Origin of the sequence: Aurantimonas sp. 22II-16-19i, assembly GCF_002088275.1 — a bacterium.
GTDB lineage: Bacteria > Pseudomonadota > Alphaproteobacteria > Rhizobiales > Rhizobiaceae > Jiella.
The window spans coordinates 81602-103965 of sequence record NZ_AQQS01000012.1; the positions used below are offsets into that span (position 1 = coordinate 81602).

At 67.8% G+C, this 22364-nt stretch carries 19 protein-coding genes; 8 read left to right on the plus strand and 11 right to left on the minus strand.

Features of this window, described 5'->3' with window-relative positions:
* Window positions 1-740 precede the first annotated feature (740 nt).
* From ATO4_RS28365 to ATO4_RS11825, 3 genes are all read left to right on the plus strand, one after another.
* Window positions 741-1700: a hypothetical protein gene (locus ATO4_RS28365; RefSeq protein WP_245308709.1), complete on the plus strand. Its 960-nt coding sequence runs from the start codon at window positions 741-743 to the stop codon at window positions 1698-1700.
* A 79-nt stretch (window positions 1701-1779) separates the two neighbouring features.
* On the plus strand, window positions 1780-3006 hold the full coding sequence (locus ATO4_RS11820; protein WP_139802402.1) for a hypothetical protein: 1227 nt from the start codon (window positions 1780-1782) through the stop codon (window positions 3004-3006).
* 206 nt (window positions 3007-3212) lie between these two features.
* The gene (locus ATO4_RS11825) at window positions 3213-3665 is read left to right on the plus strand and encodes a hypothetical protein (protein WP_083591715.1); all 453 of its coding nucleotides are present in this window, start codon (window positions 3213-3215) and stop codon (window positions 3663-3665) included.
* 177 nt (window positions 3666-3842) lie between these two features.
* On the opposite strand, the gene guaA is transcribed toward ATO4_RS11825, so the two are convergent.
* Complete coding sequence (guaA, locus tag ATO4_RS11830; protein WP_083591716.1) at window positions 3843-5399, minus strand: glutamine-hydrolyzing GMP synthase; 1557 nt, start codon at window positions 5397-5399, stop codon at window positions 3843-3845.
* A gap of 171 nt (window positions 5400-5570) precedes the next feature.
* Between guaA and ATO4_RS11835 the strand changes: the two genes are divergently transcribed.
* On the plus strand, window positions 5571-6059 hold the full coding sequence (locus tag ATO4_RS11835) for a ferritin-like domain-containing protein (protein WP_083591717.1): 489 nt from the start codon (window positions 5571-5573) through the stop codon (window positions 6057-6059).
* Window positions 6060-6158: 99 nt separating this feature from the next.
* Here the strand turns inward: ATO4_RS11835 and ATO4_RS11840 are convergent, their stop codons facing one another.
* From ATO4_RS11840 to ATO4_RS11850, 3 genes are read right to left on the minus strand one after another with little or no spacing between them, the layout of a single operon-like run.
* Window positions 6159-6830 carry a 5'-methylthioadenosine/S-adenosylhomocysteine nucleosidase gene (locus ATO4_RS11840; protein ID WP_083591718.1) on the minus strand — a complete coding sequence of 224 codons (672 nt, stop codon included), beginning with the start codon at window positions 6828-6830 and terminating at the stop codon, window positions 6159-6161.
* 29 nt (window positions 6831-6859) lie between these two features.
* Window positions 6860-7309: a TspO/MBR family protein gene (locus tag ATO4_RS11845; protein ID WP_083591719.1), complete on the minus strand. Its 450-nt coding sequence runs from the start codon at window positions 7307-7309 to the stop codon at window positions 6860-6862.
* On the minus strand, window positions 7306-8610 hold the full coding sequence (locus ATO4_RS11850) for an RsmB/NOP family class I SAM-dependent RNA methyltransferase (RefSeq protein ID WP_083591720.1): 1305 nt from the start codon (window positions 8608-8610) through the stop codon (window positions 7306-7308). Before ATO4_RS11850 ends, ATO4_RS11845 begins: the two co-directional genes overlap by 4 nt.
* 292 nt (window positions 8611-8902) lie before the next feature.
* Here ATO4_RS11850 and xth point away from each other — a divergent pair, with 292 nt between their 5' ends.
* A complete protein-coding gene (gene xth / locus ATO4_RS11855; RefSeq protein ID WP_083591721.1) occupies window positions 8903-9706 on the plus strand; it encodes an exodeoxyribonuclease III in 804 nt (267 codons plus the stop codon).
* A 37-nt stretch (window positions 9707-9743) separates the two neighbouring features.
* Here xth and ATO4_RS11860 read toward each other — a convergent pair whose 3' ends face one another.
* Together ATO4_RS11860 and ATO4_RS11865 are read right to left on the minus strand one after the other, a co-directional pair.
* Window positions 9744-10196: a cyclic nucleotide-binding domain-containing protein gene (locus ATO4_RS11860; RefSeq protein WP_083591722.1), complete on the minus strand. Its 453-nt coding sequence runs from the start codon at window positions 10194-10196 to the stop codon at window positions 9744-9746.
* Window positions 10197-10492: 296 nt separating this feature from the next.
* Window positions 10493-11176 carry a response regulator transcription factor gene (locus tag ATO4_RS11865; RefSeq protein WP_083591723.1) on the minus strand — a complete coding sequence of 228 codons (684 nt, stop codon included), beginning with the start codon at window positions 11174-11176 and terminating at the stop codon, window positions 10493-10495.
* A 101-nt stretch (window positions 11177-11277) separates the two neighbouring features.
* Between ATO4_RS11865 and ATO4_RS11870 the strand changes: the two genes are divergently transcribed.
* Both ATO4_RS11870 and ATO4_RS11875 read left to right on the plus strand, forming a co-directional pair.
* Window positions 11278-11850, plus strand: a complete 573-nt coding sequence (locus ATO4_RS11870; RefSeq protein WP_245308710.1) for a L,D-transpeptidase family protein — start codon at window positions 11278-11280, stop codon at window positions 11848-11850.
* Window positions 11851-12064: 214 nt separating this feature from the next.
* Window positions 12065-14380 (plus strand): FdhF/YdeP family oxidoreductase, encoded by a 2316-nt coding sequence (locus tag ATO4_RS11875; RefSeq protein WP_083591724.1) that lies wholly within the window; start codon window positions 12065-12067, stop codon window positions 14378-14380.
* 102 nt (window positions 14381-14482) lie between these two features.
* Here the strand turns inward: ATO4_RS11875 and ATO4_RS11880 are convergent, their stop codons facing one another.
* Together ATO4_RS11880 and ATO4_RS11885 are read right to left on the minus strand one after the other, a co-directional pair.
* Window positions 14483-14752, minus strand: a complete 270-nt coding sequence (locus ATO4_RS11880; protein WP_083591725.1) for a DUF6460 domain-containing protein — start codon at window positions 14750-14752, stop codon at window positions 14483-14485.
* 121 nt (window positions 14753-14873) lie between these two features.
* Complete coding sequence (locus ATO4_RS11885) at window positions 14874-15533, minus strand: NAD(P)-binding domain-containing protein (RefSeq protein WP_083591726.1); 660 nt, start codon at window positions 15531-15533, stop codon at window positions 14874-14876.
* Window positions 15534-15669: 136 nt separating this feature from the next.
* On the opposite strand from ATO4_RS11885, the gene ATO4_RS11890 reads away from it, so the two are divergent.
* Complete coding sequence (locus tag ATO4_RS11890; RefSeq protein WP_348626461.1) at window positions 15670-16566, plus strand: LysR family transcriptional regulator; 897 nt, start codon at window positions 15670-15672, stop codon at window positions 16564-16566.
* 25 nt (window positions 16567-16591) lie between these two features.
* Here the strand turns inward: ATO4_RS11890 and ATO4_RS11895 are convergent, their stop codons facing one another.
* The 3 genes from ATO4_RS11895 to ATO4_RS11905 all read right to left on the minus strand — a co-directional run bounded on the left by ATO4_RS11895 (window position 16592) and on the right by ATO4_RS11905 (window position 22324).
* The gene (locus ATO4_RS11895; RefSeq protein WP_083591727.1) at window positions 16592-18250 is read right to left on the minus strand and encodes a cisplatin damage response ATP-dependent DNA ligase; all 1659 of its coding nucleotides are present in this window, start codon (window positions 18248-18250) and stop codon (window positions 16592-16594) included.
* A gap of 140 nt (window positions 18251-18390) precedes the next feature.
* Window positions 18391-19014 carry a TetR/AcrR family transcriptional regulator gene (locus tag ATO4_RS11900; RefSeq protein ID WP_083591728.1) on the minus strand — a complete coding sequence of 208 codons (624 nt, stop codon included), beginning with the start codon at window positions 19012-19014 and terminating at the stop codon, window positions 18391-18393.
* Between the two features lie 130 nt (window positions 19015-19144).
* Window positions 19145-22324 (minus strand): multidrug efflux RND transporter permease subunit, encoded by a 3180-nt coding sequence (locus ATO4_RS11905; RefSeq protein WP_083591771.1) that lies wholly within the window; start codon window positions 22322-22324, stop codon window positions 19145-19147.
* Window positions 22325-22364 lie beyond the last annotated feature (40 nt).

Below are 22364 nucleotides of genomic sequence, written 5' to 3' on the forward strand. Positions count from 1 at the left end.
CGGCAGAGGGGCGACGCAGCCAGGACGGTATCGCTCGACTTGCGTTCGGTCTGATGGCCGGCACCTGAAACGCCATGCCATAGGTGAACGAGCGGCGCGGGTGGGCAGGGGGCTCGGCCGACACGGGCAAACATCGCGCCCCAAGCCGAGGGGAAGCTGGAAACCCGGCTGCGTCACGAGCCGGCACCGATGGCCGGACCGCCACCGTCCGTCCGTCCGCCCTGAAGGGGCGATCCCGCCTGTCTGTGAAGGGCGGAGGGCCGAGGTGATGGACCCTGTCTACCCGATGAAGACCCCCATCGGCGGCAAGACCAGGAACGACCGCATCCATCTCCGCGCGGCCTCAATGGGCTCGGGCGCGAACTTGCCGTCGGACCTTCGCTGAACATTCGGCGCTGCCGCCAGGCGATCGTCATGGGCAGGAGTGGCGACCGGTGATCCGACCGTTCAAGTCCGTGTCCGCCCGATATCCCCTCGCGCCCGAGGCGCCGACGCAGCCGACTTCGCGCGGATGTGAACGCGGCGAAACGGATTTTGCTCGCGGCGATGCTGCGGCCGGCTGCTCGCAGTGCCCTTTGTGGTTTGCGGCAAGCGCCTGAGAGCAAAGTCGAATCGTCGCCAGGGGGACGGCTCGCCTGGGCCGACCGGAGGCTGCGAATCATCGAGGAACCGCAACGTAATAAAAGCCGCACTCACTTCGAAGTACGAGGAAGAAATCGACTAGTACAGGTGAGGGCGCCATGCGTGGCACCGCTTTCGACGACACCCCCGATCAAGTATCCGACATCGCAGAGAACCATCCGCAGATCGAGGGAGCAGGACTCTTCGGGATCGAGGAACGCTGGAGCATGCCGGTCGGAATCTGGCGTGCTCGGCGGGGCTTCGATGTCCGCTACCGCCCGCATGACCACGCGACATTGAGCTTCGTGCGGTCCGGAGGTCCCGTGGAGCGCCTCGACGGCCGCTTCGCTGGACGACGCGGCGGTGCCCATCCGGACAGTTTCATGCTTTATCCCGGCGGCGAGACGCGGCGATACAAGGCCGAAGGATCGGTCTCGATCTGCCAGATATACTTCAAGGCAGAGTTCGTCGCGGCGATCTTCGAAGAAAATACTGACGTCTCGTCGGCGGGACTGGAACTGCGCGACGACCGGATCCTGACACAGGATGCCCAGCTCCGCAGGATGGTCGACTTCTATGTCGACCGCGCACGAGACGGGACGGAACCACCGTCTCTGCTGGAGGCGCAGAGCCACAGCACGCTGCTGACGATCCATCTTCTGCGTCACCATTCCAACCGGACGGTTGCTTCCCGATCGGCTCGCATGGGGCTGGCGCCGAAGGCCTTGCAACGTGTCCTGGAGTTCATCGAGGCCCATCTTGCCGAGGACGTGTCGCTCGCGCGTCTGGCCGGCATCGCGGGCCTCTCGCCCCGCTATTTTTTGCACGGCCTTCCGCCAGTCCACGGGGCTTCCACCGCATCGATACGTCATGAGGCTCCGCATCGAGAGGTCGAAGACGCTCCTGCTCCGCGGCGAGCGGCTGGCGGACGTGGCCCTGATGTGTGGCTTCAGCTCCCAGCAGCATTTCACGTCGAGCTTCCGCCAGGCGACGCACCTGTCTCCCGGCGCCTGGTTGAAAATCTCGAAGAGCTGATCTGCGACGGCCCGTCGAACGAAACTGTAAAGGACCGGAACTAATCGGAATACCGGGATGGTGGAACGGCTTACCCAGTGGGCGCGCAAAGTGGCGCGTCATCCTAACCTGGGTAAGACCGACATGACGTTCAAACGAGACGGTAGACAGAGCAGCGGCCTCCTCGCCCTCGCAATGGTTGGAGCGAGTTTCCTGGTTCACGATGCAGCGGCTGAGGTGATCAATCGCGGCGTTGAAGGCAAGCCGCTGCACGAGGCGCGGCCCGCGCCCCAATCGATCTTTCCGGACCATCACATCGTCGTCGCGCAGCCATCGCCCTCGGAGGTCAATCCCTCGTTCCTCGGTCCGGTGCTTCTGATGAAGTCGGCGATCGTCGATCTCGAAGCGGGAACCGTGACCTTGCCGCTCCGCCAGGGCAAGCTCGCCTCGGGCGAGGCGGTCTGGTCGATCCTCACCGATGTGACGGACGAGAACCTCGCCAATCTCCACGGCATCAACTACTCGGCCAAGCTCGCCTATGGGGTCACCGGCAAGGCGTCGCGCAAGGGCCGGTTCGAGAAAGACGGCACCTTCACCTTCGAGACCGGCAAGATCGACTTCTCGCCCGTCCACAGCGTGACGCCGGGCGAGGCGCCGAACTTCTTTCCGCCGACGGCGTTCCAGCCGGGTTCGGTCGGCGACGCCGACTACTCGCCGCTGGTGGCGCTCGACAATGCCAAGAACGCCGTCTTCAACATGCCGATGGTGGCCTTCGACGTCTCCGCCGAAGAACTCGACGCGATGTGCGACGGCAATCCCGACTACACCAAGGTCCATGACAAGGTGCTGAAGATCTGTCCGCGCGACGGGACCGTGACGCTGCAGATGACGCTCGGCTACACCTTCGGCAAGCCGATCTTCTACATCTCGACCGAGGCGAACCACCCGCTCATCGCCACTCTCGAGGCGGCGACGCTGGCGCCGGCGACGAGCGACCTGCCTTTCGCGCTGGAGGACGCAGCGCCCGGCGAGTCGGCCGAACGCATCTATGCCATCGCCAACGGTCCGACCGGCATCGACAACCCGTTCCGCCAGGGCGTCAACAGCGCGCTGTCGGACGAGGGGAGCCACGGGCCGCTGAACGTTCTCGGCGGGATTCCGACGATCAATCTCGACTACAGCCCGATGTGGCGACTGTTTCCGGTGAAATGGACCGACGCCGCCATCGAGAAGGGCTATCGGACGAAGATGACCGATGCGATCGCCATCGAGGATGCCGGCGCCAAGGGCATCATCGAGAGCCTCGAGGGCGGGCCGCCGAAGGCCGTGGGCTTCCTCGTCAACTGCCCCGTCGTCTACCGGGTGAATTGATCCATCGGCAGGAGCGCGGCGTAACGCCTTGCGCATCCTGCCGCCGCCAGAGCTCGGTTCACGGCCGCCCGGGCGGCCGTGACATCGTCGGCGATCGTCCGGCGTCAGCGCCGTTCCTCATCCCTGCGGGAAAGAGGCGCACCGCCGGTGGAGGATCGACACGGCCCCATTCCCGTCATCCGAACGAACTTCAGAGGACTTGCCCGATGTTGAAACGACTCCGCACCCTTGTTCTTCTGGGCGCCGGCCTTGCGACAGCGCTTCCGTCAACCGCCGGGGCGGAAAGCGTCGATCTGATGGTCGGTGATCCGTCCGGCCGGAACGTGACATTCACGTTCGAGCGAGATGCGAAGCGAAAGCCGGTGTCGCTCACCATCACGACGAACCGGCTCGGCAACCCCGGCGCCAAACTCTCCATATGGATCGACAGCAACCCGGCCCCTCTCCTGTCCCACATCCTGACAGCGCAGGATTGCAAATACTCGGACGCGGGCTCGGCCTGCCGGCTTTCGATCGACGGGAAGAGCGACGCCTATCGCGAGTTCCGGTTGTCGTTCGAGCGCGGACTGACGGCCCATGTGGAAGTTCAGAACGCCAATGTGATGGAGATGCGGGAGGATGTTTCGCTGGTCGGCTTCCGCAAAAGGTATCGCCCCTGACGATTGACCTCCTGACACCTCCAGTCGCCGGTGCGTCGAAAGCCCCGCCGAAGAGGGGCTGCGCTCCGGCGTGCTTCATGCTTCAGGCAAGGTGAACGGCACCGGGTTTCCTGAAGGCGCAGCGTGGCGCATCTCCGGGTACCCGCGGGTGGGCATGAACCACCGGATGGGTCTGAATCATTCCCACTCGATCGTCCCCGGGGGCTTGCTCGTCACGTCGTAGACGACGCGGTTGATGCCCTTGACCTCGTTGATGATCCGCGTCGCGGTGGTGCCGAGGAATTCCATGTCGAAGGAGTAGAAGTCGGCCGTCATGCCGTCGACGGACGTCACGGCCCGGAGCGCGCAGACGAACTCGTAGGTCCGCCCGTCGCCCATCACGCCGACGGTCTGGACGGGGAGGAGCACGGCGAAGGCCTGCCAGATGGCGTCGTAGAGGCCGGCCTTGCGGATCTCGTCGAGATAGATCGCGTCGGCCTCGCGCAGGATCCGCAGCTTCTCGCGGGTCACGCCGCCGGGGCAGCGGATGGCAAGGCCCGGGCCGGGGAAGGGCTGGCGGCCGATGAAATGCTCCGGCAGGCCGAGTTCCTTGCCGAGGATGCGCACCTCGTCCTTGAACAATTCGCGCAGCGGCTCGACGAGCTGCATGTTCATGCGCTCGGGCAGCCCGCCGACATTGTGGTGCGACTTGATCGTCACCGACGGTCCGCCGGTGAACGACACCGATTCGATGACGTCGGGATAGAGCGTTCCCTGGGCGAGGAAGTCCGCCCCGCCCAGCTTCTTCGCCTCGGCCTCGAAGGTCTCGACGAACAGCCGGCCGATGGTCTTGCGCTTGACCTCGGGGTCGAGCTCGCCCTCCAGCGCGTTGAGGAACAGGTCCTGCGCCTGAACATGGACGAGGGGGATGTTGTAGTGGTCGCGGAACATCGTCACCACCTCCTCGGCCTCGTTCATCCTGAGAAGGCCGTGGTCGACGAAGATGCAGGTGAGCTGGTCGCCGATCGCCTCGTGGATGAGGACCGCCGCGACGGAGGAATCGACGCCGCCGGAGAGGCCGCAGATCACCTTGCCGTCGCCGACCTTCCTGCGGATCTCCTCGACCGCCTGCTCGCGGAAGGCGGCCATGGTCCAGTCGCCGGTCAGGCCGGCGACGCGGTGGACGAAGTTCGACAGGAGCCTGCCGCCATCCGGCGTGTGGACGACTTCGGGATGGAACATGATGCCGTACATGCGCCGGTCCTCGTCGCCGAAGACGGCATAGGGCGCACCGGGCGAGCGGGCGAAGATCTCGAAGCCCTCGGGCATGTCGATCACCCGGTCGCCATGGCTCATCCAGACCTGGTGGCGCGTGCCCTCGGGCCAGATTCCGTCGAACAGCGCGCAGTTCTTCTCGATCTCGAGGAAGGCGCGGCCGTATTCGCGATGGGTCGAGGGCTCGGCCTTGCCGCCGAGCTGCACGCACATGGTCATCTGGCCGTAGCAGATGCCGAGGACGGGGATGCCGGCCTCGAAGATCGCCTGCGGCGCCCGCGGCGCGCCGATGTCGCCGGTGGAGGCCGGCGAGCCGGAGAGGATCACCGCCTTCGGCTTCAGGCGGTGGAAGCCTTCTTCGGCCGACTGGAACGGCACGATCTCGGAATAGACGCCGGCTTCGCGCACACGTCGCGCAATCAACTGCGTGACCTGTGAGCCGAAGTCGATGATGAGGACGGTGTCGGGGTGCGCTGTCATGGCGAGGCTTTAGGCAAGGCGGACGCGATTGTCCAGAAGGCGGACGGAGCATTCGTCGCCAACCGGCCGCCATCGCTAGCCGGCTGGTGAATCTTGCGCCGGACCGGCGGGAACGCGCCGCGTCGGATCTCATTGAACCGCCGCGGCATTCAGCCGCCACGGAGCGAAGACATGAGCGTCAAGAGTCTCGACGATCTCTTTCTGCACACGCTGAAAGACGTCTACTATGCCGAAAAGCAGATCGTCAAAGCCCTGCCGAAGATGGCCAAGAAGGCCGGCTCGCCGGATCTGAAGGCGGCCTTCGAGCAGCATCTCGAGGAAACCAAGGGCCACGTGACCAGCCTCGAGAGCGTCTTCGAGGCGATCGGCAAGAAGCCCTCGACGGTGAAGTGCGACGCCATCGTCGGCATCCTGCACGAGGCGACCGAGCTGATGGACGAGGTCGAGGACCCCGACACCCTCGACGCGGCGATGCTGGCCGCGGCCCAGGCCGTCGAGCATTACGAGATCGCCCGTTACGGCACCCTCATCGCCTGGGCCGGCACGCTCGGCCACAAGGACGCGGTGAAGACGCTGGAGGCGACCCTCGCCGAGGAGAAGTCCACCGACGAGAAGCTGTCGAAGCTCGGCAGCAGCAAGGTCAACAAGAAGGCGGCGTAAGGCCTTCGGGCAGGGCGGCGACGCATCCTTCCGCGTCGGCCGCCCGGGTTCGGTCCATCGCGAGGATCGGACCGGGTGCCCTCTGCCACGCCCCCGGCGTCAGCGGTCCGGGGCGGCGAGGAGGCCCGCGCCGATGGCGACTTCCAGTCGGTCGATGGCATCGGCCAGCTTCGCGTCGATCACATGCAGCAGCGTCGCCCAGTCGTCGTAGTGGTGGAGCTCGGCGGCGCCGTCGGAGATCCCCCGCAGGCCGACCAGCGGCACGGCGAAGCGCTGGCAGGCCCTCAGCACCGCGAAGGTCTCCATGTCGACCATGTCGGCGTCGATCCGGTCGTAGCCCGCGCCCGTCACGATGTCGGAGCCGGTGGACAGTCGGGCCGCCGGCACGCTCGGGACCGGCGTCGGCAGCGGCGTTTCCACCGGATGGTCGAGGAAGGGCGTGACGCCCCTGGCAAAGCCGAGCGGCGAGGCGTCGATGTCGCGCCAGGAGACCGAGGCGACCTGATAGACCTCGCCCTGTTCCAGGAGCCGCGATCCCGCCGAGCCCAGCGAGACGACGAGGTCGGGGAAGTGCCCGGCCAGCTGCAGCGCATGCAGCGCGACGCCGGTTCCGAGCGCCGCCTCGATCGGGCCGACGCCGGTCATCAGCGGCCGGATCCGGGCCTTGAGCTTCTCGCCATATTCGGCCCTCGCCGCCATGACGAAGAGGACGCGCCGGCCCGAAAGGGTTTCCAGCGAGCAGTCGAGCTTTGCGGGGTCGAAGTCGGTCATCGCGGATCCAGACGGGACGGGTTCACCCGTCAGTTCAACCACCAGAGCGCCGCGTTGAGAAGAGCCGCATAGGCGACCCAGGCGAGATAGGGCAGAAACAAGAGCGCCGCGGTGCGCTCCGCCCGCCACGTCGCGGCGATGAAGGCCCCGATCGCAGCGGCCAGGGCGAGGATGACCAAAAGGCCGAGCCCCAGGAGATGCGCCGTGAAGAAGATCGGCGGCCAGACGAAGTTCAGCGCCAGCTGCCCCCACCAGAGCTTCTGGGGAGCGCCGAGCCCGGCCCGCCAGACGCGCCAGCCGGCGATGCCGATCAGCACGTAGAGGGTTCCCCAGACCGGGCCGAACACCCAGTCCGGCGGGTTGAAGACGGGCTTGGCGAGATCGGCATACCAGCCGCCGGTCTCGACGGAGAGACCGATCAGCGCCCCGCCGCCGACGGTGAGGAGCAGGAACAGCGGCAGGGCCACGTAGCGCGTCATTTGGCCCGCTCCAGAAGCGCGAAGAAGAATCCGTCGGTGCCGGTGAGGCGAGGCGTCATGGTGAGGACGGTCCCACCCGCCAGCGTCTCGATCCGGCAGCGCCCGGCGCCGCCCGGCACCATGGCGTCCCACCGTGCGCCGGCGTCGGCGACCACGAACCCCTTGTCCGGGTGGCGCTCGAGGCAGGCGGCGATGCGGGCGGCGTTCTCTTCTGCGAGGAGCGAGCAGGTGACATAGGCGAGCCGGCCGCCGGGCCGCACGAAGCGGACGGCGCGGTCGAGCACCGCGTCCTGCTCTTCCAGTCGCTTGGAAAGCGCGGTCTCGGACAGGCGCCACTTGGCGTCCGGCCGGCGCCGCCAGGTGCCCGAGCCGGTGCAGGGCGCATCGACGAGGACGAGGTCCATGCGGCCGAACAGGCCCGCCATGTCCTCACGCGGATCGTGGACCTGGACGTTGCGGGCGCCGGCGCGCGACAGCCGCTCGTGGATCGGCGCGAGCCGGTGGCGGTCGCTGTCGGCGGCATGCACCTGGCCGCTGTTCTCCATCATCGCCGCGAGCGCCAGGGACTTGCCGCCGGCCCCGGCGCAGAGGTCGAGCACCTGTTCGCCGGGGGCGGCCCCCGCGAGAAGCGCCGCGAGCTGCGAGCCCTCGTCCTGGATCTCGAACCAGCCCTTCTGGAAGCCCGCCTCGATCTGGACGTTGGGGTGGCGGCCGGAGCCGGCGATGGCGGCGATCCGCACGGCTTGCGGCGGGAGGTCGCCCGGCCGGGCGTCGAAGGGCGCCAGCGCCTTCACCACCTTGTCGCGGTCGGCCTTCAGCGTGTTGACCCTGAGGTCCAGCGGCGGGCGCTCGCCGAGCGCCGCCGCCTCGCCCGCCCAGCCCTCGCCGAGGGAGGCCGCAAGGCGCTCGCCCAGCCAGTCCGGCACGTCGGCGGCGACGGCCGCGGGAGCCTCGGAGAGATCGGCCGCGAGAAAGCGCTGGAGCTGACCCTGCGTCGGCATCGCAGGCGCGAACCGGTCGCCCTCGAGGGCTGCGGCGAGCGCGTCCGGCGTCATGCCGAGACCCTCGATCGCCGCCGAAAACACCAGCGCGGCGGCGCCGTCGTCGCCCATGCGAAAGCCGAAGGAGCGCTTTCTGCGCAGGGCGTCGTAGACGAGATTGCCGATCGCCGCCCGGTCGCCGGAGCCGGCGAAGCGGTGGGAAAGGCCCCAGTCCTTCAAGGCATCGGCGACCGGCCGGCGGCGCGCCTCCATGTCCTCCAGCACCTCGATCGCGGCGGCGAGACGGCCTCCTAGGCGCATCGCCCCGACCTCGCCTCAATTTCCGTTCGTGCCGTCATCCTGTCGCCCTGCCGCTGTCTGCCCGGCGCCATCCGGCGCGGGTCGAAGGGGCAGGCTGTATCACCGCAGGGGAGGGCCGGGCAAATCCGGTGCGGCCGCCTCGGTCGACCGAGCCTGCCGCAGGGCTTCGCCCGACCGCGTCGATGGCCACTCCCATGGGGATAGACGCGTCCCGGCGCTTGCCCGCGCGGACCCTGCGACCTAAGCCGGACCGACAGCCCGCTCCTTCCCGCCCCCGAACGCGCCGAGCCCCATGGATTTTTCCCTCGCCACCTGGAACATCAACTCCGTGCGCCTGAGGATCGGGCTCGTCGAGCGGTTCCTGAAGGAGCACCAGCCGGACGTCCTGTGCCTGCAGGAGACCAAGTGCCCGAACGACCAGTTCCCCGAGAAGGCGTTCCGGGCGATGGGCTACGGCCACGTCGCGATCCATGGCCAGAAGGGCTATCACGGCGTTGCGACGATCTCGAAGCTGCCCTTCGAGGACATCGTCCGGCAGGATTTCTGTGCCGTCGGCGATGCGCGGCACCTGTCGACGCGGATCGCGGTGGCGGGCCGGAAGGTCCGTGTCCACAATCTCTACGTTCCGGCCGGCGGCGACGAGCCCGACCCGGAGATCAATCCGAAGTTCCGCCACAAGCTCGATTTCGTCGAGGAGCTGCGGCGCACGGATGCCAATGGCGAGGAGGGCGTCTCGGCGCTCCTGTGCGGCGACCTCAACATCGCGCCGCTGGAGACCGACGTGTGGTCCCACAAGCAGCTCCTGAAGATCGTCTCCCACACGCCCGTCGAGACCGAAGGGCTCGTCACCGCCCAGGAAGAGGGCAACTGGACCGACCTGATGCGGGTGCATTTCCCGCCCGAGGAGGTGCTGTTCACCTGGTGGAGCTACCGGGCCAAGGACTGGGCCACCTCCAACCGGGGTCGCCGCCTCGACCATGTGTGGGGCTCGGCCGACATGGCGCCGGCGCTGTCGAAGGTGGAGATCCTCGCCGAGGCGCGGGGCTGGGAGAAGCCCTCCGACCACGTGCCGGTGATCGCCCGGTTCGTGCTGTAGGTCGCTCGCCGGGACCTGCCGCCCGTCGGCGTCCGCCTCAGCTGAAGCGCCCCTCCAGCCGCTCGATGTCGGCGAGCATCGCTTCGAGCTCGTCGCGGATGCGCTGGTGCAGGGCGGCGGTGAATTCCGGATACTCTTCCAGCATGCGCCGGAACAGCGGGCGCGAGATGCGAATCATCTCGCAGTCGGTCTCGGTGCGGGCGCTGGCCGGCCGCGTCGTCTCGGTGATCAGGCAGAGTTCGCCGAGCAGCGTGCCGGGCCCGTGGCGCGACAGCACCCTGGCATCCTCGCCGCGCCCGTGGATCAGCGCCACCTCGCCGCTGGCGATGACGAAGCCGGCATCGGCGCGGGCGCTCTCACGGAACACGAATTCGCCCGCCCGCAGCCGCCGGTGCTCGGCGCCGAAGGCCAGGAGCCGCAGCTGGTCGGTCTGAAGCTCGTCGAAGAGCCGGACCTTGCGGAGGATGGCGATGTCGCTCTCGAGGCTCATGGTTGCGGCGTACCGATCTTCTCCTGCCCCGAGGTGCAGCGTCGTGTTGCGGGTCCGCGGCCCCGCCCGCATTAACCATCACGATGGCTGCAAGCGGCGAATGACAGGCGGTGGCCGCAGCGGCGCGGCGACGTTATCGTGAACGGGATTGGTAGAGGAAGGGTGAACGTCGAGGCAAGCATCATGTGACGTAACGTCAGAAATGCACCGAAGGTCCGGCGGCAGCGGCGCACGCAGCCACCTCCCGCAGGGAGGCGCCGCCGCGCACGGGCCGACCTTGCCAGTGGGCGGCAGCGTCAGGGCATCAGCTTGTAGCCGCCCGATTCGGTCACCAGCAGCCGCGCATTGGAGGGATCGGGCTCGATCTTCTGGCGCAGCCGGTAGACGTGGGTCTCCAGCGTATGGGTGGTGACGCCGGAATTGTAGCCCCACACCTCTTCCAGGAGCACGTCGCGGGTGATCACCTTGCGGTCCGCCCGGTAGAGATAGCGGATGATCGCCGTCTCCTTCTCCGTCAGCCGGATCTTGCCGCCCTTCTCGTCGACCAGCACCTTCTGGCTCGGCTTGAAGACGTAGGGCCCGACCTGGAAGGTCGCGTCCTCGCTCTGCTCGTGCTGGCGCAGCTGCGCCCTGATCCGGGCGAGCAGCACCGCGAAGCGGAACGGCTTGGTGACGTAGTCGTTGGCCCCGGCCTCGAGGCCGAGGATCGTGTCGGAATCGGCGTCCTGTGCCGTCAGGATGATGATCGGCGCCTTGAAGCCGCCCTTGCGCAGGACCTTCACGGCCTCGCGCCCGTCCATGTCCGGCAGGCCGACATCCATCACGACGAGGTCGATCAGGCCGCCGCGTGCCGCGGCAACGCCCTTGGCAGCCGTATTCTCCTGCAGGACATTGAATTCCTCATGCAGGGACAGCTGCTCGGCCAGCGTCTCTCTCAGGTCATCGTCGTCATCGACGATCAATATGCTTCTCGCGCTCATCCCCAACCGCAGTTCGCGTGACACCAATATTGCGGGCTCGCCCGCCCCGATCGTCGGCGGATTGATTGTAACATAGGGACTTCGTGGCTAGGACAACACTGTTGCAGAATCGCAATGTCGAAGTGGCGCCACCCGTGACGATCGATCGCATCATCATTCGCCGCAAGCCGGGCGAGGAAAGGCGCGGCATTCTCGCCGCCGGATCGTTCCGCATCCCCTGCGCGCTGGGGCGTTCCGGCACGACGATCGTCAAGCGCGAGGGCGATGGCGCGACGCCGGTCGCCGCCATGGCCGCCACCGAAATCTGGTTCCGCGGCGGGACCCGCGGTGATCGCATGGCCCGGCCGAAGAGCGCTCTTCCCGTCCGCCGCGTGCGCCCCGGCGTCGACGGCTGGTGCGACGCGCCGGCCCACGCCGCCTACAACCGCCACGTCCGCCTGCCGTTTCCCGCCAGCGCCGAGAGCCTTGCGCGCGACGACCGGCTCTACGACGTCGTCGTCGTCCTCGACTGGAACTACCGCCGCCGCGCCCGCGGCCGCGGCAGCGCCATCTTCTTCCATGTCGCCAAACCCGGCCATCCCCCGACCGAGGGCTGCATCGCCATCGCGCCCTGCGACATGGCGAAGCTCGCACCCTTCCTCACCCGCAGGACGCGGCTCGTCGTCCAGCGTTGACCGGCGTTGGCGGGAGAGGTCCGCAGGGGCGCTGAGGCGCTCTCCCAGGCGGCGGCTCCGCCGGTTGCTGCAGAGGGAGTGCGTTCAGGCCTAAGCGTTAAATCTCGCCCTGCCGGGCCGTCTCCTGCAACCCGAACCCGATCGACGAGTTCCGTCCTCTGGAACAGTTACAATCCAGCCGCGCCCTGCGCCGGCCGAATTGCGAGGACGGACCATGGATCGCTCAGAAAACACCGACAAGCCGATCATCGAGCCCTATGACGAGCCGTCCGGCGGCTGGGGTTCCGTGAAGTCGCTGGTGTCCAAGGCCAACCAGGAGGGGCTGCTCGCCTCGACCGTCTGGGCGACGCTGCAGAACCAGAACAAGCCCGACGGCTACCAGTGCGTCTCCTGCTCCTGGGCCAAGCCCGCCGACCCCAAAGCGTTCGAATATTGCGAGAACGGCGCCAAGGCGACGATGTGGGAGATCACCGCCAAGCGCTGCGACCGGGACTTCTTCGCCAGGCACCGGGTGTCGGAACTCCTCGAATGGACCGACCACGACCTCGAGAAGCAGGGTCGCCTGACCACCCCGATGAAATACGACAAGACGCTCGACCAGTATGTCCCGATCAAGTGGACCGACGCGTTCCGCGAGATCGGCGAGGAGCTGAAGGCTCTCGATCCGAAGTCGGTGGTCTTCTACGTCTCCGGCCGCGCCGCGCTGGAGACGTCGCACATGTGGCAGCTCTTCGCCCGGATCTACGGCTCGAACAACCTGCCGGATTCCTCCAACATGTGCCACGAGTCGACCTCGGTCGGCCTGCCGGAATCGATCGGCTCTCCCGTCGGCACGGTGACGCTGGCCGACTTCGACGTCTGCGACATGATGTTCTTCTTCGGCCACAACACCGGCACCAACGCCCCGCGCCTGCTCCACTGGGTCCAGCAGGCGAGGAAGCGCGGCGCCCCGGTCATCACCTTCAATCCGGTGCTCGAGCGCGGGCTGATGCGCTTCAAGAACCCGCAGAGCCCGGTCGAGATGCTCTCCCCCGGCGAGGGCACGAAAATGTCCAGCGACTACTATCAGGTGAAGGGCGGCGGCGACGTCGCCGCCATGACCGGTATCGCCAAGGCCGTCTTCGCCCTCGACGACGCGGCGAAGGTGTCCGGCGGCAAGCGAGTGCTCGACGTCGGCTTCATCGAGGAGCACTGCCACGGCTTCGACGAGTTCGAATCCTTCGTGCGGGCCGCCGACTGGGACGAGATCGTCCGCTGCTCGGGCCTGCCGCGGGCCGAGCTCGAACATGTCGGCCGGGTCTATTCCAAGGCCGACAAGGTCATCGGCAATTACGGCATGGGCCTCACCCAGCACCGGCACGGCATCGAGAACGTCCAGATGCTGGTGAATCTCCTCCTGATGCGGGGCATGATGGGCAAGACGGGCGCCGGCATCTCGCCGATCCGCGGCCATTCCAACGTGCAGGGGCAGCGCACCGTCGGCATCACCGAGAAGCTCGAGCTGATCCCGGTCGAGAAGTTCGAGGAGTTCTACGGCTTCACGGTGCCCAAGGAGAAGGGTCTCGACACGGTCGAGGCCTGCGAGGGGATGCTCGACGGCTCGGTGAAGGGCTTCGTCTGCCTCGGCGGCAATTTCTCGCGGGCAGTCCCCGATACGGCGCGCATCGAGGAGGCCTGGCGCAAGATGCGCCTCAATGTCCAGATCTCCACGAAGCTCAACCGCAACCATCTCCTCACCTGCGAGAAGACCTACATCCTGCCCTGCATCAGCCGGCTGGAGCGCGATGCCCAGGGCGGCGTCGACCAGGTCGTGTCGATGGAGGATTCGACCGCCTGCATCCACGCCTCCTATGGCAAGACCGAGCCGGCCTCACGCGAGCTCCTGTCGGAGCCGAAGATCACCGCCGAACTCGCCAAGGCGACCGTCGCCGGCAAGTCGACGGTGCCGTGGGACGAATGGGTCGCCGACTACAGCCTCGTGCGCGACGCGATCGAGCGGGCCTATCCGGACGACTTCAAGAACTTCAACGCCCGGATGGGGACCCCCGGCGGCTTCCACCGCGACATCGGCGCCACGAAACGCGAATGGCGCACCGAGACGAAGAAGGCGAACTTCCTCGTCCCCGAGAGCTTCGACGTCGATCCGGACATCGACACGACGCGGCCCGACGTCCTGAAGCTCATCACCATCCGCTCCAACGACCAGTTCAACACCACCGTCTACGGCTATGACGACCGCCTGCGCGGCATCAAGGGCACGCGGATGGTGATCCTGATGAACGAGGCGGACATGCGCCGGCTCGGCCTGACGGACGCGGACCGGGTGGACATCGAGACCCACTGCGACGACGACGTGCCGCGGCGGGTGGAGAACTACCGCGTCCATGCCTGGCCGCTGCCGAAGGGCAACTGCGCGGGCTACTATCCCGAGCTGAACGCGCTCGTGCCGCTCTGGCACCACTCCCGCCGGGCCCATGTGCCGGCGGCGAAATCCGTCCCGGTGCGGATCCTGAAGCGGGCGGCTGGGTGAGCCTGGGCTTCGCGATCTGAGATTAGGGGCGGCTAATCCGTCGAGGGCAGAGGGGGGTAACTCGGCGCTACCCTCAAGAAGCGACAGAACTCGGTCCGGCCCCTACCGACGCCCCATCTTCAACAGCCGCGAGATGATGAACACCGGCACGACGATCGCGGCGCCGAGGAGGAAGTAGTAGACCGCCCGCTCGACCGAGCCGAACAGCGAGCGCCACGCCCATTCGACCGAGCGGATGACCCAGTCGATGATGTCGTGGGGGTTCCAGTTCAGCCATGAGAGGATGAACCCGACGAGGATCGAGATCAGGATCAGCCGGATGGCGACGCCGATCGGCGAGCCTCCGAGGATCTGGTTGATGCGCTCGGACATGGGCGGCGGTGTTCTCCGGGTGGTCGTCGTCCTTCGGCACCGCAGGTAGGCGGGATGCCGGCGGACTGCAAGTTCCCGCCCGCATCCCTTGTCCTCCCCCGAAGCAGGAAGGCGCTGCGCCTCACGGCCGCCAGGAGCCGTCCGGCACCTCGACGTCGCGCTCCGCCGCCGCCAGTGCCACTTTCAGGCCGTCCCGATCGAGCGCCGCGCAATAGGCGGGCTTTGCCCGTTCGAACCGCCAGCTTTCCGCCAGACCGCCCGCATCGAACGGCTCGTAGCCGAGCTCGTCGGTGAGTTCCATGACGACCCGCTTGGCCTCGGCGTCGTCGCCGGCGATCGGCAGCGCCCGGCGCCCCGCCTCGCCGGCAGCCTTCGCGTCGCGGGGCAGCTCGACCGCCCGGATGGCATTGAAGGCCTTGACGATGCGGGCACCCGGCAGGTGCCGGGCGAGGCGCTCGCTGGTCGTCTCTGTATGGTCATCGAGTTCGCCGATCTGGCCGTCGCGCTGGGGGTAGTAGTTGTTGGCGTCCATGACGACCTTCCCCGCGAGCGCTGGCGCCGGCAGCGCGTCGAAGGCCGTCAGCGGCACGGCGACGAGGACGACGTCGCCGAAGGCCGCCGCCTCCTCGGCCGTGCCGGTCCGGCAGCCGAGGGTCGCCCCGGCGCTGAACAGCGTCTTCGGGTCGCGCGAGTTGCTGAGCATCACCTCATGGCCTCTCGCGATGGCGAGGGCCGCAAGATTCTGGCTGACGAAGCCGGCTCCGATCATTCCGATCCGCATCGGTTGTCTCCTTGGCTTTGCGGGGCAGGGCAGGGTCGCCCATCGGCGTTCCCTGACGCCTCGTCGCCCATTTGATTGCGATCACCCCCATGATAAAGCTGCGCCTCATGCGCAAACTCGAAACCAGTGGTTTGGAATGATCGACCGCCTCGCCAGCATGTCGGTCTTCGTGAAGGTCGCCGACAAGGGCTCCTTCGCCGCCGCTGCCGCAGAGCTCGACATGTCGGCGCAGATGGTCGGCAAGCACGTCGCGGCCCTCGAGGCGCGCCTCGGCGCCCGGCTGATCGCCCGCACGACCCGGCGCCAGAGCCTCACCGAACTCGGCCGCGCCTATCGCGACCAGTGCCGCGTCGTCCTCGCCGAGGCGGAAGCGGCCGACGCGCTGGCCGAGGATGTCGCCGCCGAGCCGCGTGGCCGGCTCCGGATCAACGCCTCCGTCACCTTCGGCAGCGCGTTCCTGGCGCCGCTCGTCCTCAGCTATGCCGAGCGCCATCCCAAGGTGGACGTCGATCTCGTCCTCGGCGACCGCCGGGTCGACCTGATCGAGGAGGGGTTCGACGCCGTCGTCCGAATCGGCGAGCTTGCCGATTCCTCGCTGATCGCCCGGCCGCTCGGGCCGTACCGTCTGGTCCTCGCCGCCGCGCCCGCCTATCTGGCCCAGAACGGCCGGCCGTCCCATCCGCGCGACCTTGCCGGACACGAGTGCCTCGTCTTCCTCGGATCGAGCGAGACCCGCAGCCACACATGGCGTTTCCGGCAAGAGGGCGAGGCGGAAGACGTGCGCGTCGCCGGCCGCCTGCGGATGAACGACACCCGCGCCATGCTCCACGCCGCCGAGGCGGGCGCCGGCATCGTCATGGGACCGGAAATGCTGATCGCGCCGCTCGTCGCCGCAGGCCGGCTGGAACGGCTGCTGCCGGGTTGGGACGCGCCGTCCTGGCCGATGCATGTCCTCTACGCCCCGGACCGCCGGCCGACGGCGAAGCTGCGCGCCTTCCTGGACATGCTGGTCGAAGCGTTTCCCCGGCGGTGACCCGCCGCGCTCCCGCTTGCCACTTTCAGTCCCGCAACATCGCCTCGAGGGTCTCGATCCGGTCGGCCTCGAAGGCCGGTTTGTCCCATCTCAGCCGTGAGACGCGCGGGAAGCGCATCGCGACGCCGGACTTGTGCCGGCTCGATCGCGCCAGCCCCTCGAAGGCGACCTCGATGACGAGGCCGTGGCCCGGCTCGGCCCGGACCGAGCGCACCGGCCCGAAGCGCTGCACCGTGTTGTCGCGAATGTACTTGTCGAGCTGCTTCAGCTCCTCGTCGGTGAAGCCGAAATAGGCCTTTCCCACCGGCACGAGTTCGGGATCGTCCGCCGGCCCGCTCCAGACCCCGAAGGTGTAGTCGGAATAGTAGCTCGACCGCTTGCCGTGGCCGCGCTGGGCGTACATCAGCACGGCGTCGACGAGATGCGGGTCCTTCTTCCACTTGAACCAGGGGCCTTTCGGGCGGCCCGGCACATAGGCCGAATCCCGCCGCTTCAGCATCAGCCCCTCGATCACCGGATGGGGCGGCGCGGCGCGCAGCCGGGCGAGATCGTCGAAGCTTCGGAAGCCGACCAGCGGCGAGAGGTCGAAGCGGGTCGGCTCCAGCCGCTCGACGAAGCGCGCCAGGCGCTCCCGCCGCTCGGCGAAGCTGAGGGCGCGCAGGTCCGCGCCGTCCTCGATCAGAAGGTCGTAGCAGCGCAGGAACACCGGATGCTTCTTCAGGATCGCCCCGGAGACGGTCTTGCGGTTCAACCGCTGCTGCAGGTCCGAGAAGGTCGCCGCGAAGATGTCGTCCGGCCTCGCCCCACGCTCCGCGACGCGCGGCGCGCCGCTTTTCTCGGCGGTCTCGGCAACGAGGAGCTCGCCGTCGAGGGTGCCCTCGAAGGTCATGAAGTCGGTCAGATCGGGAAAGGCGGCGGAAATGTCGTCGCCGGTGCGCGAATAGAGCCGGCGGACGCCGCCCTCGGCGCTCGCCTGGACGCGGATGCCGTCCCACTTCCATTCGGCGGCATAGGTTTCGGGATCGATCAGGCCGTGGTCCGGCTCTTCCAGCGGCTGCGACAGCATCACCGGCCGGAACGGCGCCAGCGCCGCGGAGACGGGCTTGTCGGCGCGCCCCTCCAGCCAGGCGAACAGCGCCTCGTAGGGCGGGGCGAGCCCGTGCCAGAGCTCCTCGATCTCGGCAATGTCCTTCTCGCCGAAATCGGCCAGTGCCTGCTTGGCGAGCCGCGCCGAAACGCCGATCCTGAGGCCGCCGGTGACGAGCTTCAGGAGCGCGTAGCGGCCGGAGGCGTCGAGGCGGTCGAGCCAGGCCTCGACGAGCCTTGGCCCCTCCTGCCGGGTGGCGGCGTCGAGGCGGGTGACGATCTCGTCGAGGCTCGGCGGCGGAGGGCTCGCATCGCTCTTTTCGCGCGCCTCGGGCCAGACCAGGGAGATGGTTTCGGCGAGGTCGCCGACATAGTCGTAGGAATAGCGGAACAGCACCTCGTCCATGCGGTCCGCCACGAGGCCGCGCAGCATCGCCGGCTTGACGCTCCGGATGTCGAGGTCGCCGGTGATCGCGGCCAGCGCCAGGCCCCGCTCGGGATCGGCCACCGCGCCGAAATGATCGACGAGCAGCTTCAGCTTGCCATTGCGCGAGGGCTGCAGGACGAGGGCGTCGAGGAGATCGGCGAAGGGTTTCATCGCCGGTGAAGATGCATCGCCCCGGAGCCAAGGCAAGCGGGGCGATCGGCCTCAGGCCCGCCGGGCCGCCCCTCCGCAAAGCCGGCCGCGCGGCACGGCCGTGCAGCGGGCAGCCGGCTGCCGCGAGCGCGGCGATCGGCCTATGCGGCGCAGGTGCCCGCGCCGGCCCCGTGGTCCTTGCCGGGCCAGAACTGCATGAACTGGCGGACGACCTCCTGGAGCTCTTCGGGCTTCGCGCCGCCATTCGCCTGCACCACCAGCCCGTTGCCGACGGTGTTGACGTAGCGGCCGAGGCTTTCGGTGTCGGTGTCGGCGGGCAGGTCTCCCTCGGCCTTCCAGCGCTCCAGCCGCTCGCACAGCCGCTTCAGGTTCGACATGCGCCGCGACATGAGGTCGTCCTTGATGGCGTCTCCCTCAGGGCTGCAGACCAGCGCGCCCTGGACCATCAGGCAGCCGCAGGGCGTGCCGTCGGGGGCCTCGGCGCCGGTAAACATCATCAGGAAGCGCTCGATGGCGCGCCGGGAGGAGGGCTGGCTCAGGATCTCGTCGAGGAAGGCGCCGCGCTTGTCGGCATAGCGGTCGACGGCCTTTTTGAACAGCTGTTCCTTGTTGCCGAAGGCGGCGTAGAGGCTCGGCTTGGTGATGCCCATGGCGGCGATCAGGTCGGCCAGCGAGGTGCCTTCGTAGCCCTGTCGCCAGAACAACAGCACCGCCTTGTCGAGAGCCTCGTCGACGTCGAATTCCCTCGGCCGTCCCTTGGCCATGTCGATTCCTCCCGGGTGTTCGCTTCTTAGTCTGTGTCGGCCGTTGTCATGTAGGAATTCTCCTGCGATTTCAAAGAGTCCCGCCGGCCCGGCGACGATGTTCGAGCGCTGCCGGGCGAATGGCGAGGCCTCACGGGTGGACGGCCGGGGCTTCCTCCATAGGCTCTTGCGCGATCCGTGTCAGCGGCCGGTTGCCGGCCAGCCTGCGCACCAGAACATAGAACACCGGCGTCAGGAAGATGCCGAAGATCGTCACCCCGAGCATGCCGGAGAACACCGCGACGCCCATCGCCGCCCGCATCTCGGCACCCGGGCCGGTGGACAGCACCAGCGGCACGACGCCCGCGATGAAGGCGATCGACGTCATCAGGATCGGGCGCAGGCGCAGCCGACTCGCCTCCACCGCCGCCTTGCGGGTCTCCATTCCGGAGATTTCCAGGTCGCGGGCGAATTCGACGATCAGGATGGCGTTCTTCGCCGACAGGCCGACCAGGACGATGAAGCCGATCTGGGTGAAGATGTTGTTGTCGCCGTGGTCGAGCCAGACGCCGACCAGCGCGGCCAGAATCCCCGTCGGCACGATCATGATGATGGCGAAGGGCAGCGTCAGGCTCTCATATTGCGCTGCGAGCACCAGGAAGACCAGCAGCACCGCCAGCGGGAAGATGATCAGGCCGGAATTGCCGGCGATGATCTGCTGGTAGGTGAGGTCGGTCCATTCGAAGCCGATGCCCTTCGGCAGCGTCTCGGCCGCGACGCGCTCCACCGCCGCCTGGGCCTCGCCGGACGAATAGCCGGGCGCCGGCCCGCCATTGACGTCGGCGGCGAGAAAGCCGTTGTAGCGGCTCGCCAGTTCCGGCCCGGAGGAAGGCCTCACCGTCATCAGCGCCGACAGCGGCACCATCGCGCCATTGGCCGAGCGCACCTTCAGCCGGGCGATGTCGTCGGGCTGGCTGCGATCGCCGGCATCGGCCTGGACGCGCACCGAATAGGTGCGGCCGAAGGCGTTGAAGTCGTTGACATACAGGGAGCCGAGGTAAATCTGCAGCGTGTCGAAGACGTCGGTCACCGAGACGCCGAGCTGGTGCGCCTTGGTGCGGTCGAGATCGGCAAAGAGCTGCGGCACCGAGATCCGGTAGCTGGAGAACATGCCGGCGAGCTCCGGCGCCTGCCGGGCCTTGGCCAGGAAGGCGTTGGTGGCACTGCTGAGGGCCTCGTAGCCGAGGCCGGCACGGTCTTCGAGCTGCAGCTTGAAGCCGCCGATGGTGCCGAGGCCCTGGACGGGCGGCGGCGGGAACATGGCGATGGTCGCCTCGCGGATCCCGGCATATTGCTGGTTCAGCGCCCCGGCGATGGCACCGCCGGGCAGGTTTTCGCGCTCCTCGAACGGGGCCTCGGTGACGAAGACGACGCCGGCGCTGGAGGAGTTGGTGAAGCCGTTGATCGACAGGCCGGGGAAGGACACGGTGTCGGTGGCGCCCGGCTGCTTCAGGGCGATCGCGTCCATCCGCCGGATGACATCCTCGGTGCGGTCGAGGCTGGCCCCGTCGGGAAGCTGGGCGAAGCCGACGAGATAGCCCTTGTCCTGGGCCGGCACAAAGCCGCCCGGCACCTGGTTGAACATGAACACCGTGGCGCCGACGAGCACGAGATAGACGCCCATGACGATCGTCTTGCGGGAGAACAGCCGCCCGACGGAGTTGCCATAGGCCCTCGACCCGGAGCCGAAGGCCCGGTTGAAGCCGCGGAAGAACCAGCCGAAGACGAAGTCCATCGCCCGGGTGAGAAAGTCCTTCTCGGCGCCGTGGCCCTGCAGCAGGAGGGCGGCCAGCGCCGGCGAAAGGGTCAGCGAATTGATCGCCGAGATCACCGTGGAGATCGCGATGGTCACGGCGAACTGCTTGTAGAACTGCCCGGTCAGGCCGGAGATGAAGGCGAGCGGCACGAAGACGGCGACGAGCACGAGGGCGATGGCGATGATCGGCCCGGAGACCTCGCGCATCGCCTTGTAGGTCGCCTCGCGGGGAGCAAGCCCCTCCTCGATGTTGCGCTCGACATTCTCGACGACGACGATGGCGTCGTCGACGACGATGCCGATCGCCAGCACCAGGCCGAAGAGGCTCAAAGCGTTGATCGAGAAGCCGAGCACGTAGAGCGCGCCGAAGGTGCCGACGATCGAGACCGGCACCGCGATCAGCGGGATGATCGAGGCGCGCCAGGTCTGCAGGAAGACGATGACGACGATGACGACGAGCACGATCGCTTCCAGGAGCGTGTGGACGACGGCCTCGATCGAGGCGCGCACGAACTGCGTCGTGTCGTAGACGATCTCGTATTTCACGCCCTGGGGCATGTTCGCCTGCAGCTCGTCCATCGTCGCGTGGATGGCGTCGGAGACGGCGATGGCGTTGGAGCCGGGGGACTGGAAGATCGGCAGGGCGACGGCCGGCTTGCCGCTGAGGAGCGAGCGCAGGGAATAGCCCGACACGCCGAGCTCGACGCGGGCAATGTCACGCAGCCGCACGACGGCGCCGTTCGGGGCGGTCTTCACGATGATGTCGCCGAAGGCCTCCGGCGTGTTCAGACGGCCTTCCGCATTCACCGAAAGCTGCAGCTCCACGTCGCCCCGCGTCGGCGGCGCGCCGATCTGGCCGGCGGCGGCCTGGACGTTCTGCTCGCGGATCGCCGCGACGACGTCGCTCGCCGCAAGCCCCTGCTCGGCGACCTTCTGCGGATCGAGCCAGACCCGCATGGAATAGTCGCCGGAGCCGAACACCTGGACGTCGCCGACGCCGGCGATCTGGGCGAGGCGGTCCTTGACGTTGATGACGGCGTAGTTGCGTAAGTACTTGATGTCGTAGCGCCCGTCCGGCGAGACGAGGTGGACCACCATCATCAGGTCGGGCGAGCTCTTGCGGGTGGTGATGCCGAGGGCGCGCACCTCTTCCGGCAGGCGCGGCTCGGCCTGGCTCACCCGGTTCTGCACGAGCTGCTGGGCCTTGTCCGGATCGGTGCCGAGGGCGAAGGTGACGGTGAGGGTCAGCGCGCCGTCGGCGGTCGCCTGGCTGGACATGTAGAGCATGCCCTCGACGCCGTTGATCTCCTCCTCGATGGGGGTCGCGACGGTCTCGGCGATGACCTTGGGATTGGCGCCCGGATATTGCGCCCGCACCACGACCGAGGGCGGCACGACTTCCGGATATTCGGAGATCGGCAGGGCCTGCATGCCGAGAAGGCCGCAGATCAGGATGAGCACCGACAGGACGCCCGCAAAGACCGGGCGATCGATGAAGAACTTCGAGATGTTCACGGCAGGTGTCTCCGGATCGCCGGTGATGGGGCGGCAGCAG